12 protein-coding genes are annotated in these 14,179 nt (G+C 73.7%); 8 read left to right on the top strand and 4 right to left on the bottom strand.

The window, feature by feature from the left end:
* Positions 1-8: 8 nt before the first annotated feature.
* Positions 9-575, bottom strand: coding sequence for a carbonic anhydrase (locus EES41_RS03895; protein ID WP_123082239.1), 567 nt, complete (start codon positions 573-575; stop codon positions 9-11).
* A gap of 141 nt (positions 576-716) precedes the next feature.
* Between EES41_RS03895 and cynR the strand changes: the two genes are divergently transcribed.
* Positions 717-1,649, top strand: a complete 933-nt coding sequence (gene cynR, locus EES41_RS03890) for a transcriptional regulator CynR (RefSeq protein WP_123075671.1) — start codon at positions 717-719, stop codon at positions 1,647-1,649.
* Here the strand turns inward: cynR and EES41_RS03885 are convergent.
* Together EES41_RS03885 and EES41_RS03880 are read right to left on the bottom strand one after the other, a co-directional pair.
* The gene (locus tag EES41_RS03885; protein ID WP_254211303.1) at positions 1,633-3,015 is read right to left on the bottom strand and encodes an Ig-like domain-containing protein; all 1,383 of its coding nucleotides are present in this window, start codon (positions 3,013-3,015) and stop codon (positions 1,633-1,635) included. The genes cynR and EES41_RS03885 overlap by 17 nt on opposite strands.
* Positions 3,016-3,252: 237 nt before the next feature.
* Positions 3,253-4,119 carry a helix-turn-helix transcriptional regulator gene (locus EES41_RS03880; protein WP_123075669.1) on the bottom strand — a complete coding sequence of 289 codons (867 nt, stop codon included), beginning with the start codon at positions 4,117-4,119 and terminating at the stop codon, positions 3,253-3,255.
* A 182-nt stretch (positions 4,120-4,301) separates the two neighbouring features.
* On the opposite strand from EES41_RS03880, the gene EES41_RS03875 reads away from it, so the two are divergent.
* Positions 4,302-5,675, top strand: a complete 1,374-nt coding sequence (locus EES41_RS03875; RefSeq protein WP_123082237.1) for an MFS transporter — start codon at positions 4,302-4,304, stop codon at positions 5,673-5,675.
* 97 nt (positions 5,676-5,772) lie between these two features.
* Here EES41_RS03875 and EES41_RS03870 read toward each other — a convergent pair whose 3' ends face one another.
* The gene (locus EES41_RS03870; RefSeq protein WP_164495737.1) at positions 5,773-8,043 is read right to left on the bottom strand and encodes a UvrD-helicase domain-containing protein; all 2,271 of its coding nucleotides are present in this window, start codon (positions 8,041-8,043) and stop codon (positions 5,773-5,775) included.
* 155 nt (positions 8,044-8,198) lie between these two features.
* On the opposite strand from EES41_RS03870, the gene EES41_RS03865 reads away from it, so the two are divergent.
* The 6 genes from EES41_RS03865 (at position 8,199) to EES41_RS03840 (ending at position 14,094) form a co-directional block, all read left to right on the top strand.
* Positions 8,199-8,900 carry a ribonuclease H gene (locus EES41_RS03865; RefSeq protein WP_008742986.1) on the top strand — a complete coding sequence of 234 codons (702 nt, stop codon included), beginning with the start codon at positions 8,199-8,201 and terminating at the stop codon, positions 8,898-8,900.
* A 159-nt stretch (positions 8,901-9,059) separates the two neighbouring features.
* Positions 9,060-10,214, top strand: a complete 1,155-nt coding sequence (locus EES41_RS03860; protein ID WP_123082236.1) for an NAD(P)/FAD-dependent oxidoreductase — start codon at positions 9,060-9,062, stop codon at positions 10,212-10,214.
* Positions 10,215-10,255: 41 nt separating this feature from the next.
* A complete protein-coding gene (locus EES41_RS03855; protein ID WP_124289780.1) occupies positions 10,256-10,501 on the top strand; it encodes a hypothetical protein in 246 nt (81 codons plus the stop codon).
* Positions 10,502-10,623: 122 nt separating this feature from the next.
* A complete protein-coding gene (locus EES41_RS03850; protein ID WP_008742983.1) occupies positions 10,624-10,893 on the top strand; it encodes a DUF6225 family protein in 270 nt (89 codons plus the stop codon).
* 251 nt (positions 10,894-11,144) lie between these two features.
* Positions 11,145-12,920 carry a hydrogenase maturation protein gene (locus tag EES41_RS03845; RefSeq protein WP_254211302.1) on the top strand — a complete coding sequence of 592 codons (1,776 nt, stop codon included), beginning with the start codon at positions 11,145-11,147 and terminating at the stop codon, positions 12,918-12,920.
* A gap of 118 nt (positions 12,921-13,038) precedes the next feature.
* Entirely contained in the window at positions 13,039-14,094 is a 1,056-nt protein-coding gene (locus EES41_RS03840) for a hydrogenase expression protein HypE (protein WP_073777732.1), read from the top strand.
* Positions 14,095-14,179: the final 85 nt, after the last annotated feature.

Below are 14,179 nucleotides of genomic sequence, written 5' to 3'. Positions count from 1 at the left end.
GAGAGGGGTTACGCCGCCGGGGTGAGGCGGTCGACCGTGCCCGTCGGGATGTCGTACACCCAGCCGTGCAGGGTGAGCGCGCCCGACGCCAGGGCGTGGGCCACCGGGGGGTGGGTGGCGAGGTTCGCCAGCTGCGCGGTGACGTTGTCGCGGATCAGGGCGTCCACCCGGTTCGTGGTGGAGCCCGCGACGGTGCCCGCGTGACGCAGCCAGCGGCCCACGGCCGGTACGGCGGAGAAGTCGTCGCCCCCGGCGAGGGCGGTCATCGCGCCGCAGGCGGAGTGACCGCACACCACGATGTCGCGGACGCCCAGGACGGCTACGGCGTACTCGATCGAGGCCGCGACGCCGTCCGGTCCGGTCGCGTGGGCGGGCACAAGATTGCCCGCGGTGCGGATGACGAACAGCTCGCCCGGTTCCCGCTGGGTGATCAGCTCGGGTACGACGCGGGCGTCGGAACAGCCGATGAACAGCGTCTGCGGCCGGTGCGTCGTCGCCAGCCGGGCGAACAGGTCCGCCTTCGCCGGAAAGACGTCCCGCTGAAAGCGCTCTACGCCCTCGACGAGGTCCCGCATGGTCCGTACGGCCTGCATGGTCACTCCCTTCGGTGGATGCCGCCCCGTGGGGCTGACGAGATCCACCATGCATGACCTGCACTCATAGTGTCCAAGGCGTACTGCGCATACTTCCTATTGGTCTCATCTATAGTTGACCGCATGGCCCCGGAACTGCGTCACGTCCGCTATCTGCTCGCCGTCGCCGAACACGGCAGCTTCACCCGCGCCGCCGAAGAACTGCGCGTCTCCCAGCCCACCCTGTCCCAGCAGGTCAAACAGCTGGAGCGGGCCGTCGGGGTCCAGTTGCTCGACCGCTCGGGCCGCTCCGTACGGCTCACCGACGCCGGAGCGGCCTACCTCCCCTACGCCCGCCGCGCCCTACAGGACCTCGCCGCCGCCGAACGCGCCGTCCTCGACGTCGCGGACCTCTCCCGCGGCGCCCTCCGCCTCGGCATGACCCCCACCTTCACCGCGTACCTCCTCGGCCCGCTCGCCGCCGAGCTCCACACCCGCCACCCCCACATCACCCTGGACGTGAGGGAGTTGGCCCAGGACCGGCTGGAGCCCGCCCTGCTCGCCGACGAACTCGACCTGGGCATCGCCTTCCACGGCCCCCGACTGCCCGGCATCGGCGCCCTCGACCTGTTCACCGAGACCCTCGGTCTCGTCGTCGGCCCCGCCCACCCCCTCGCCGGCCGCACCGAACCCCTGCCCGTACGCGAACTCGCCGCCCACCCGCTCGCGTTGCTCAGCGGCGACTTCGCCACCCGGGGCCACATCGACGCCCACCTCGCCCGGCACCGCGTCGAACCGCCCGTCGCGGCGCAGGCGAACACCATCAGCGCCCTCACCGAGATCGTCCGGCGCACCGGCCTCGCCACCGTGCTCCCCGACGCCCTCACCCGCGACGACACCCGCCTGCACCCCGTCCCGCTCGACCCCGCCCTCCCGGCGCGCACCGCCACCCTCCTGCGGCGCGAGGGCGGTTACGAGAGCGCCGCCGCCCGCGCCTTCACCGCGATCGCCCACGACTGGGCGGCGACGGCGACGGCGACGGCGGCCGCGGACCTCGGCGTCACGTCAGCGGGCTGAGCCGGGGCAGCGCGGCCGGGGCCCGCACGCCACCGGCCAGGGCGCTGCCCGCCAGCCAGGCCCGCCAGTCCAGGTTCCAGTCGCCGAACCCGTTGGCGAACGGCGCCATCTCCTCGCCGCCGCTGTTGACCACCTCCACGATGTCCCCGACCCGGACCGTCTCGAAGAACCAGGCGGCGTCCTGCGTGCTCATGCCCGTACAGCCGTGGCTGACGTTCTCCTCGCCCTGCGCCTCGACCGACCAGGGCGCGGCGTGCACGTACTCCCCGCTCCAGGTCACCCGGGTCGCGTAGAACACCGGCAGATCGTAGAACTCGCTCGTGCCGGGCCTGATGCCGACGGTGTCCCCGCGCATCCGGACCTGGTACTCCTTGCCCAGGACGACCTTGACACCGGTGCGGGTGCGGAACCCCGCCTTCCCGGTGGTGACCGGGATGGTCCGCAGGACCCGGCCGTTGCGGCGCACCGTCATCTCGTGCGCGGCGGAGTCGGTGACCGCCTCGATCCGGTCCCCGATGGAGAGCTGGAGGGACTCGGAGGGGCCGCCGTAGACGTGATCCCCGAACTCCACCCCGTCGAGACCGCCGCGCACCCGCACCACGGCGTGCGCGGGCCAGTACGTACGCGGCCGGTAGTGCAGCGTCGAGTCGTCGACCCAGTGCCAGGCCCCCTCGACCGCCGGCTCCGAGGTCACCTGGAGCGTCCGCTCCAGCCGCGCCCGGGACGTGGGGTCGGAGGCGGGGACGGGGTGGCTGAGGGAGGCCGTCACGATCTGCCCGGCGCCGTAGGTCCCGGCCTTCGGCCCGAACTCCACCGTCAGCCGCTCGTCCTCGGTGGGCGGGGCCGTCCGGAACGCCATGGTCACCCCGACCGGGGTCCCGGCCGCGTCCTGCGCGCCGACCCGGACCGTGTAGACCTCGCCCGCCCGCAGTGGTTCGGTGTTGGTCCAGTGCCTGCTCTTCGCCCCGAGCGCGCCGCCCAGGTAGCGCCCGTGCGCGTCGTGGACGGTGACGTCGGTGAGCCGCCCCGGCTCGACGAGGGAGATCTCCAGCGGGCCGTCCGCGTCCGTCGGCAGTGCGATCGTGCGGGCCTCCCGGGCCGCCGTCTTCCGCGACACCGGGTCCCGCAGGACCGCCCCGGCGCCCCGGGCGGTGGCCAGCACCCGCTGCTGGCGCCCGTCGTCGCACAGACCGGAGTGGAAGGCCTCCCGCCCGCACCGCCCGCCCGCGCCGCCGGACCCCTCCTCCAGGACCCGCGCGACCAGCAGCGTGACCGAGGCCTCCGCGCTCCCGGCGGCGCCCCGCGCCGCGTCCGGGTCGGGCATGCGCACCGGCGCCGCCGCGATGACGAGGGCGGCCCCGGTCACCGCGGCGACCGCGCTCCACGCCCTGCTCGACCGCGGCGCCGACCGACCCGGCCCGCCCGCTCGCCCTGCCCGTACCACTGCCCGTTGCCCACCGTGCGCCGACTCCATCGCCCCGTAGCCCTTCCAGATCGCCCAAGACCGGATGGCAGCATCAAAACGATTGCGGGCCAAAATGATGATCATGAACGCGGGTTATACGGCCGAACGGGAACCCAAGAGAACTCGTACGGAGCAACTTCAGGCGGCGACCCCGGCTCCCGTCCGCGACAATTCCCGCAGCCGTTCGAGGCGCTCGCGGGTCTCCTCGTCCATCGGGACGTACGTCACCAGGCGCGGCCCCGCCCCCGGGCCGAGCCACAGGTGCGTGTGCTCCAGGCGGAGCAGGCCGACGTGCGGGTTGCGGATGTACTTGGACCTCCCGCCCGTGCCGACCACCTCGTGGCGCGCCCACGCCTCCCGGAAGTCCGCGGACGCGGCCTCCAGCCTTCCCAGCAGCGTCTTCCAGGCCGGCTCCGACAGGTGCTCCGCCATCGAGGCCCGGAACTTGGCCGCCATCACCCGGTTCACCTCGTGGAGGTCGACCACGGCCGCCCGCCACACCGGGTCGGTGAACGCCAGCCACATGCAGTTGCGGTCCTCGGGCCGGACCCCGTCCAGATCGCACAGCAGCCGCGAGAAAGTGTCGTTGTACGCGAGGATGTCGAACCGGCTGTTCTGGATGAACGCCGGCATCGGACTGAGCTGTTCGAGCATCGCCCGCAGCGCCGGCGTGATGCTCGGGCAGGGGGTGTCCGGCGCCGGATCGGAGGTCCCGGCCAGCGCGAACAGGTGCGCCCGCTCGCTGCGGTCCAGCAGCAGCGCCCGCGCCACCGCGTCCAGCACCTGCGGGGACACCTTGATCTCGCGGGCCTGCTCCAGCCACGTGTACCAGGTGACGCCGACCGCGGACAGCTGCGCGACCTCCTCGCGCCGCAGCCCCGGGGTACGCCGGCGCCGGCCGTTCGGCAGCCCCACCTGCTCGGGGGTGATCCGCTCGCGGCGGCTGCGCAGGAATTCGGCCAGCTCGTGCCGGCGGACATCGCCCTCGGGCGCCACAGTGGTCATGACACCAGGGTGCCTCACCCGTGATCCACGTGCCAGGTACTGCCGGTACCAGGATAAAGAGACTCTGGTACCAGGCTGGGAAGGGGAGCATCGTAAACACCGTGAGTGAGACAACGCTACGCCCGACCCCCCAGCCCCCGACCACCCCGCAGACCCCCGTCGGGGCCCGCGCCGAAGCCGCCATCGGCCCGCTCGGCCTGTTCACCGTCCTGCTGGGCGCCGCCCTGCCGCTGATCGACTTCTTCATCGTCAACGTGGCGCTCCCCGCCATCGACAGCGACCTCGCCGCCGGCCCGGCCATGCTCGAACTGATCGTCGCCAGCTACGGAGTCACCTACGCGGTGCTCCTCGTCCTCGGCGGCCGGCTCGGCGACACCGCCGGCCGGCGCAGGCTCTTCCTCATCGGCATGGCCGCCTTCGGCGTCACCTCGCTCGCCTGCGGCATCGCCCCCACCGCCTGGACCCTGGTCGCCGCCCGCGTGGCCCAGGGCGCCGCCTCCGCGCTGATGCTGCCGCAGGTGCTCGCCACCATCCAGGCCACCACCCAAGGCCCCCGCCGCGCCCGGGCGATGAGCCTGTACGGGGCCACCGCGGGCCTGTCCATGGTCACCGGCCAGATCCTCGGCGGCGTCCTGGTCGCCGCCGACATCGCCGGCACGAGCTGGCGCGCGGTGTTCCTGGTGAACGTGCCCGTGGTCCTCGTCGGCCTGGTCCTCGCCGTCCGCGCCGTCCCCGAGACCCGCTCGGACCGCCCGGCCTCCGTCGACGTACCGGGAACCCTGCTGCTCGCCCTGTCCCTGCTGTCGCTGCTGCTCCCGCTCACCGAGGGCCGGGCCGCCGGCTGGCCGCTGTGGACCTGGGTCTCCCTCGCCGTCTTCCCCTTCGCCGCCGTCGCGTTCTACCTGACGGAACGCCGCGCCGACCGCCTCGGACGCACCCCGCTCGTCCCGCCGAGCCTGTTGCGCCTGGAATCGCTGCGGCGCGGCCTGATGATGGTGGTGCCCTTCTCGATCGGCTTCAGCGGCTTCATGTTCGTGATCGCCGTGGTGCTCCAGCAGGGGCTGCACAAGGGCCCGGTGGCCGCCGGCCTCGCCCTCGTCCCGATGGCGCTCGCGTTCTTCGCCGCCTCCCTCGCCGGACCGCGGCTGGTCGGGCGGTTCGGCAGCAGGGTCGTCACCGCGGGCGCCCTCCTCCAGGCGGTGGGCATAGGCCTGCTCCTGCTGGCGGTCCAGCGGGACTGGCCCGGCCTCGGATTCGCCGAACTCGCCCCTGGCGTGGCCGTCGCCGGCCTCGGCCAGGGGCTCCAGCTCCCGGTCCTGATGCGGCTGATGCTCTCGGACGTACCGACCGACCGGGCCGGTGTGGGCGGCGGAGTCATGATCACCACCCAGCAGTCCGCCCTCGCGCTGGGCGTCGCGACCCTGGGCAGCCTCTTCCTTGCCCTGGCCGAGACGGCCGGCATGCGGGAGGCGCTCACCGTCACCCTGCTGGTCCAGGCCGGCCTGATCGCGCTCACCGCGCTGCTGAGCCTGCGCCTGCCCCGCGTCGTGCGGTGAGGCGCCCCCGCGCCCGGCGCGGGCCGCCGCCCGGGGGGAGGGCAGTCCCCCCGGCGCCGTCCCGCCGCACGCCGTCCCGCCGCACGCCGTCCCGCCGTCAGGCCGCGATGCCCTGCGGCAGGCGGCCGGTGTGGACCACACCGAGGGTCTGGGTGGCGCGGGTCAGCGCCACGTACAGATCGCTCGGCTCGTGGTCCGCGGGCTCCACGACGATCACCGTGTCGAACTCCAGCCCCTTCGCCTGGCGCGGGTCCAGCAGCACCACGGACCGGGTGAGATCCGGCTCCTCGCCCGCCCGTACGCCGGGCAGCGCGGCGGCCAGCGCCCCGTGCAGCGGCCGCGGCGCGATCACCGCCAGCCGGCCCTCCCGGGGAGCGCCCTCCCGCACCGCCTCGGCGACCGTACGGGCCGGGTCGTCCGTCTCGCGCACCCAGGGCCGTACGCCCGTGGACCGCACCGACCGGGGCGGCTCGAAACCGGGATGACGGGCCCGCAGCACGGCGGCCGCCACGTCCATGATCTCGGCGGGCGTACGGTAGTTGACCCCGAGGCGCACCAGCTCCCAGCGGTCGCCGACGTACGGATCCAGGATCCGCCGCCACGAACCGCAGCCGGCCTCGTCACCGGTCTGGGCCGGGTCGCCCACCAGCGTCATCGAGCGGGTCGGGCAGCGCCGCATCAGCATCCGCCAGGCCATCGCCGACAGCTCCTGCGCCTCGTCCACGATCACGTGCCCGAAGGCCCAGGTGCGGTCGGCGGCCGCGCGCTCGGCGGTGCTGCGGTGGTCGGCCTCCTCGTGCCGCTCCGCCATCCGCTCCGCGTCGATGATGTCGTGCGCGGCGAGGAACTCGTTCTCCGCGTCCTCGAATTCGTACGACTCCGAGCCCAGCGACAGGTCCAGGACACCCTGCGCGTACGCGATGCGCTCCAGCCGCTCCCGCTCCTCGGCCGCCCGCAGCGCGCTGTCGTCCACCCCGAGGAGCTCGGCGGCCTCGTCGAGCAGCGGGACGTCCGCCGGGGTCCAGCCGTCGCCCGCGTTCCCGGTCCGCCGGATCAACTCGGCATCGGCCGGGGCCAGATGGGTCGGGTCGGCGAGGAACTCCGCGATCAGCTGCCGGGGCGTCAGGGGCGGCCAGAGCGAGTCGATGGCCGCGTGCACCTCGGCGCTCGTGGCGATCTCCTTGCCGAGCTGCGCCACGTCGTCCGGGCCCAGCAGATTGGGCCCGCCGTACGGGTCCGCGCCGAGCCGGTCGGCGAGCTGCTCGGTGAGCGCGTCGATGACGCGGAAGGCGAAGTACGGACGCGCGAGGTTGTGCGGCAGTCCGGTGGCGCGGGCCCGGTCCCGGGCCTCGTGGGCCATCGTCCGGTCCAGCAGCAGTGTCCCGTAGTCGTCGTGGTCGATCTCCAGTGCCGGTTCGGGGACCACGGAGCTGTCCTCGCCGCTGCCCGGGGGCACCTCCTCCGGCAGCGCCTGCCGGTCGCGCACCACGCGCGCCAGGACCTCGGCCATCTCGGCGCGGCCCTTCACGGCGGCGGCCCCCGGCCGGTCGGAGCCGGTCGCGCGGACGCCGGGGAAGAGCTCGCCCACGGTGGCCAGCAGCACCCCGGTCTCGCCGAGGGCCGGGAGCACCTCGCCGATGTAGCCGAGGAAGGCCGGGTTCGGGCCGACGATCAACACGCCCCGCTTGGCGAGGTGTTCCCGGTGCGCGTACAGGAGGTACGCCGCGCGGTGCAGGGCCACCGCCGTCTTCCCGGTCCCCGGCCCGCCCTCCACGACGAGCACGCCGCGGTGCGGGGAGCGGATGATCCGGTCCTGCTCGGCCTGGATGGTCCGCACGATGTCGTGCATCCGGCCGGTCCGGGCCGCGTCCAGCGCGGCGAGCAGCACGGCGTCCGCGTCCGCACCCTCGTAGCCGGTGCGCTCGGTGTCGGCGAGGTCGAGGATCTCGTCGTGCAGCGCGGTGACCTCCCGGCCCCGGGTGCTGATGTGGCGGCGCCTGCGCAATCCCATCGGATGGTGCCCGGTGGCGAGGTAGAAGGGGCGCGCCACTTCCGCCCGCCAGTCGAGAACGAGCGGAGTGCGCTCCGCGTCGTCCTGGCGGACGCCGATCCGGCCGATGTGATGGTCGCGGCCGTCGGAGAACTCCAGCCGGCCGAAACAGTGTCCGTTCTCGCCCCGGTCCAGCGCGGAAAGCAGCCCGGACTGCTCGGCGACGAGCACATCGCGCTCCAGCCGCGCCTGGAGCCCGCTCCCGGCGTCGGCCAGCGCGCCCCGTACGGCGCGTTCGGCCTGGCAGCGCAGTTCATCGAGACGCTCATAGAGCGCGGTGATGAATTGCTGCTCATTCCGGAATTCCTCGATTGACAATTCCACTCCCGACGCGGTACAGTGTCCTCACAAAGCTTCTTCATGCTCCCGGTTAATGGGAACGTGAAACATCCAATATATGCAGACGAATACCCCGGCCGTCAATCGGACCGGGGTTTTTTCGTGTCTCCCTATTCATGCGGCATGATCGGGGGATGTCTGAACGGATCATTGCCGCCTGCGACGGTGCGGCCAAGGGGAATCCCGGGCCCGCCGGGTGGGCGTGGGTCATCGCCGACGCGCAGGGCCGTCCGGAGCGCTGGGAGGCCGGGGCGCTCGGCCGGGCCACGAACAACGTGGGTGAACTCACCGCGCTGCAAAGGCTGCTGGAGGCCCTGGCCCCCGGCACGGCCGTCGAGGTGCGGATGGACTCCCAGTACGCCATGAAGGCCGTCACGCAGTGGCTCCCGGCGTGGAAGCGCAACGGGTGGAAGACCGCGGCGGGCAAGCCGGTGGCCAACCGGGAACTCGTCGAAAGCATCGACGCCCTGCTGGCCGACCGCGAGGTGGAGTTCCGCTACGTGCCGGCCCACCGCGAGGACGGCGACCACCTCAACGCCATCGCCGACCAGGCCGCCAGCGACGCCGCCCGCACCCAGCAGCCCGCCGGCACCGCCCTGGGCCAGGAAGCCATGCCGGTACCGGCCGAAGTGCGCGCCGCCCCCGCCCGCCGTACGTCCGCCGCCCCGGCCAAGAAGGCGGCGGCCGCTCGCGGACGCGCCACCATCAAGGCGAAGTTCCCCGGCACCTGCCCCTGCGGCACGTCGTACGCGGCCGGCGAGAAGATCGCCAAGCTCGGTACCCGGTGGGGACACCCCGACTGCGGCAGCGCGGTCGCCGAGGCCGCCGCCACGTAGAACCGTCTCCGGGCGCCCGTCGGCCAGGGGCCGGAGCGAGTTTGGTCAGGAGTCTGACAAATCGCTCCGCCCCGGCCGGGACCGGGTGAAAAGATCGACTTCGAGACGTGCCCGGACCGGGGCACGGCCGAGGCCGACTTCGAGATGGCGGAGATCATCATGCCCGAGCCCTACGTCGTCGTCGGCACCGGAATCGCCGGTGCCAACGCCGCCCTCACCCTCCGTGCCGAGGGCTACGCCGGAGACCTCGTCCTCATCGGCGAGGAGCCCGAACTCCCTTACCGCAGACCGCCCTTGTCCAAAGAGATACTCTCCGGGGCGCAGCCCCCGTCGCGGAGCCTGCTGCGGCCCGCGAGCAGTTGGGCGGAGCAGGACATCGAGCTCCGCACCGGCACGGCCGTCACCGCGTTACGTCCCGCCGACCGCACCCTCGTCCTCGACGACGGCAGCCCGCTCCGCTACGACCGGCTCCTCCTCGCCACCGGCGGCCGCCCCCGGCACCTCCCCGGGACGGAGGGGCTCGCCGGGGTCCACCGGCTCCGGACCCTCGCCGACGCGCGCGACCTGCGCGCCGCGCTGATCGACGGCGGCCCCGTCCTCGTCGTCGGCGCCGGCCTCATCGGCCTCGAAGTCGCCGCCACCGCCAGCGGGATGGGCTGCGAGGTCACCGTCACGGAGACCGAGGCGCACCCCCTGCGGCGCGTCCTGCCCGCAGCGATCGCCGACGCCGTCACCGGGCTGCACCGCGCCCGCGGCGTCGACGTCCGCACCGGTGTCCGCCTCGAACGCTTCGAGCGGCAGGGCGACTTCGTGGTCGCCACCGACGCCCGGGGCGCCGCCCTGTCGGCGCGTACGGTGGTCATCGCCGTCGGCATGGCCCCGGACACGGGCCTCGCCGAACGCGCCGGGCTCAAGGTGGACGACGGGATCGTCGTGGACGCGTTCGGGGAGACCTCCGTCCCCGGGATCTACGCGGCGGGCGACGTGGCCCGCCGGCCCGCCCGGGCCGACGGCGGCAGCTGCCGCGTCGAACACTGGACCAACGCCCAGGACCACGGCGCCGCCGTCGCCCGCAGCATGCTGGGCGTCCCGACCCCCCACACCCCCGTCCCGTGGTTCTGGACCCACCAGTACGGGACCAACATCCAGGCGGCCGGCCACCCCCAGGGCCCGGGCACCCTGACGGTGGAGGGCGACCTGGAGGCCCTCGACTTCACGGCGCTCCTCCACCACGAGGGCCGGCTCACGGGGGTGGTCTGCGCCGGCCGCGCCCGCGAGTTCAAGGCGCTGCGCACCCGGCTCGACACCACGTGACGACGAAGGCGTGGCGTCGTTGCCCCGATATGACCGATCTCATGGTGAAGATGCCGGCCCACTGGCTGGCCACGGTGTTCCTCCTCCTGCGCCGCAGCGCGTCCGGGGAGGTGCAGGCCCTCGCCGCCGAGTTGCGGCCGTTCACGGAGCAACCCGGGCAGCGGGTCCAGGTTCCCCGGGCCGTGGTGCGGCGCACCGAGCTGGCGCTGCGCGGGGAACTGGAGCGCAGCCCCCGGCGGTCCGAGGAGGTCCGCCATCTGATCAGGGCCCGGTCGGGCGGCTGGTAACCCGTACGGCCTGACCCGCGCGGGACGCTCCAGGTCCTTCCGGGTCAGGCCGCCGCCCGGCTTGGACCCCGCTCCGGCGCGCCGCCGCCACCCGCGGGTTTCCCGGCCTCTAATGTCGCCGCATGGCTGACATGTTCGATCACAATCCGCAGGTGTGGACCGCAGGACGGCTCCGCGAGGCGCTGGCCGGTCTGCCCGACGAGACGCCGATCCACGTGGGCGTCGCCGACGGCCCGGGGGACTTCGAGGGCTACGGGGAGTACGTCCTCGTGGACGCCGAGCCGGTGGAACTGGACACCGACGGCGAGGAATCCGGCGAGCCCGGGCCGCGCGTCCAGTTCACGCTCTTCGCAGACGCCAAGGCCGGGGTCTACTACCCCGACATGGACTGACCCGGCGGACCGCTCCGGCGGACCGCCCGGCCGTCACCGCTCCGGCGGACGGTCCCGGCGGACCGCCCCGGCCGTCACCGCCCCGGCCACCCGGGCATCGACCAGGTGGCCGTCCCGGTGCCCACGTCCGGGTGACACCGCCGTAGGCCTCGGCGATCGGCGGACGGCCGTGTCCGACGATCGCCAGCGGCCGTACCCCGTTCCGGTGTTCCGGCTGCCGATCGCCGAGGTCCGGCCGCTTGGGAGATCCAGTGCACATCCTGCTCGCCGTCAGCGCGTTCAACAGCCTCACGCAGCGCGTCCACGCCGAACTCAGGGACCACGGCCACAGCGTGGCCGTCGAACTCGCCCTGCCCGGCGGCTCCCTCCCCGACGCCGTCCGCCGCCACCGGCCGGACCTCGTCCTCGCGCCGATGCTGAAGACGGTCGTGCCCCGGGAGGTGTGGTCCGCCCACACCTGCCTCATCGTCCACCCCGGTCCCCTCGGCGACCGGGGCCCCTCCTCCCTCGACTGGGCCGTCACCCGCGGCGCCACCCGCTGGGGCGTCACCGTCCTCCAGGCCGGCGCCGACATGGACGCGGGCGACGTCTGGGCCACCGTCGACTGCCCCGTCCCGCCCCTCGGCAAGAGCGACCTCTACCGCGGCGAGATCGCCGACGCGGCCCTGAGCGCCGTCCTGCTCGCCGTCGACCGGTTCGCCTCCGGCACCCACACCCCGCGGCCCCAGCCCCCCGGCGCCGGCCGCACCCTGCCCTACCTGCGCCAGGAGTTCCGCCGGATCGACTGGCGGATCGACCCCACCGAGAGCGTCGTACGGGCGCTGCGCGCCGCCGACTCCCGGCCCGGCGTCCTCGACGACCTGCTGGGCGGCCAGTGGTACCTGCACGGCGGCCATCCGGAGGACCGGCTGCGCGGCCGCCCCGGAGAACTGCTGGCCACCCGCGCGGGCGCGATCTGCCGGGCGACCCGCGACGGCGCCGTGTGGATCCCCGAGCTGAGGGCCCGCCGCGAGCCCGGCCGTCCCGCCCCCGTCAAACTCCCCGCCGCGCTCGCCCTCGGGGACCTGCTGCCGCCACTGCCCGAGATCCCCGCGCCGCAGCAGCCCGACCCGCGCGTACGCACCTGGTCCGACATCGGCTACGAGGAGCGCGACGGAGCCGGCTTCCTGTCGTTCTCCTTCCCCGGCGGCGCGATGGGCACCGGGCAGTGCCGGCGGCTGCTCGCCGCCTACCGGGAGGCCTGTTCCCGGCCCACCTCCGTACTCGTCCTCGGCGGCGGCCGCGACTTCTTCTCCAACGGCATCCACCTCGGCGTCATCGAGGCGGCCGCCGACCCGGGCGCCGAGTCCTGGGCCAACATCAACGCCATGGACGACCTGGTCGAGGCCGTCCTGACCACCACCGACAAGCTCGTCGTCGCGGCCCTCGGCGGCAACGCGGCCGCCGGCGGCGCCATGCTCGCGCTCGCCGCCGACGAGGTCTGGTGCAGGGCCGGGGCCGTCATCAACCCGCACTACCGGCTGATGGGCCTGTACGGCTCGGAGTACTGGACGTACACCCTGCCCCGCCGGACCGGGACCGGCGTCGCCGAGCGCCTCACCGCCGAGGCCCTGCCGCTCAGCGCCGAGGCCGCCCAGCGGATCGGCCTGTCCGACCGGACCGTCGCCTGCGGTCCCGGGGCCTTCGCCGACGAGACCGCCCGCCTCGCCGCCCTGCTGGCGCGGTCGCCCGGCACCCGGTCCCGGATCGCCGCGAAGAAGGCCCGGCGCGACCGCGACGAGGCGGAGCGGCCGCTCGCCGCCTACCGGGAGGCCGAGCTGACCCGGATGCGCGTGACCTTCTTCGACCCGCAGGCCCCGTACCACGCGCTGCGCCGTGCCTTCGTACGCAAGGAGCCCCCGGACGGCACCCCGCCGCACCTGGCCAGGACGGCGGCCGGACGGCACCGGGCGCCGCTCCCCTTCCGGCGGCCCGGCGTCACTGGACCGGCCCAGCAAGACAGGGCGCCGGCACCGGGCGGCTGCTAGCAAGAAGGGTGGGACCGGAACCGGAACTCCCCGGCGCCGGCCCGCCCCGCTCCACCCGGCTCCGTACGCGCGAGCCCCCACCCACCTCCCCCGCATCCCTTCCCAAGGAGCGATCCTCATGGATGCAGCAACGCCGAGCACGGTAGAGGACCCTCCGATCCACATCCTCTGGATCAACGCGGGACTGAGCTGCGACGGCGACTCAGTGTCCCTGACGGCGGCCATGCAGCCCAGCATCGAGGAGATCGTCACGGGCACCCTCCCGGGCCTGCCCAAGATCGCCGTGCACTGGCCGCTGATCGACTTCGAGTGCGGTCCGGTCGGCGGCGCCGACACGTTCATCGAATGGTTCTTCAAGGGGGAGCGGGGCGAGATCGACCCGTTCGTCCTGGTCGTCGAGGGCTCGATCCCCAACGAGAAGATCAAGCCCGAGGGCTACTGGTGCGGCTTCGGCGACGACCCGGAGACCGGCCAGCCCATCACCACCAGCGAGTGGATCGACCGGCTGGCACCCAAGGCCCTCGCCGTGGTCGCGATCGGCACCTGCGCCACGTACGGCGGCATCCACGCCATGGAGGGCAACCCCACCGGCGCCATGGGCCTGCCCGACTACCTGGGCTGGGACTGGAAGTCGCACGCCGGCATCCCGATCGTGTGCGTACCGGGCTGTCCGATCCAGCCCGACAACTTCTCCGAGACCCTCACGTACCTGCTCTACCAGGCGGCCGGCTCCGCCCCGATGATCCCGCTCGACGACAAGCTGCGCCCCACGTGGCTCTTCGGCGCCACCGTGCACGAGGGCTGCGACCGGGCCGGCTACTACGAGCAGGGCGAGTTCGCGCACACATACGACTCGCCCAAGTGCCTGGTGAAGCTCGGCTGCTGGGGCCCGGTCGTGAAGTGCAACGTCCCCAAGCGCGGCTGGATGAACGGCATCGGCGGCTGCCCCAACGTCGGCGGCATCTGCATCGCCTGCACCATGCCCGGGTTCCCCGACAAGTTCATGCCGTTCATGGACGAGCCGCCCGGGGCCACCGTGTCCACCGCGGCCAGCGGGGCGTACGGGATGGTCATCCGCCGGCTCCGGGCGATCACGCTGCACACCGTGGACCAGGAGCCGAAGTGGCGCCGCGCCGGCAAGAAGCTGGCCACCGGCTACCGCCCGCCCTGGTGACCTGACCCGCCGGCCCGGGCCGCCCCGCGGCCCGGGTCCCTCACGTCCAGTTCACGCCCCCAAGTCCAAGAAGGGTCACGGAAGA

The organism is Streptomyces sp. ADI95-16, from assembly GCF_003721495.1.
Lineage (GTDB): Bacteria > Actinomycetota > Actinomycetes > Streptomycetales > Streptomycetaceae > Streptomyces > Streptomyces goshikiensis.
This window is presented reverse-complemented; position numbering and strand designations above follow the sequence as displayed.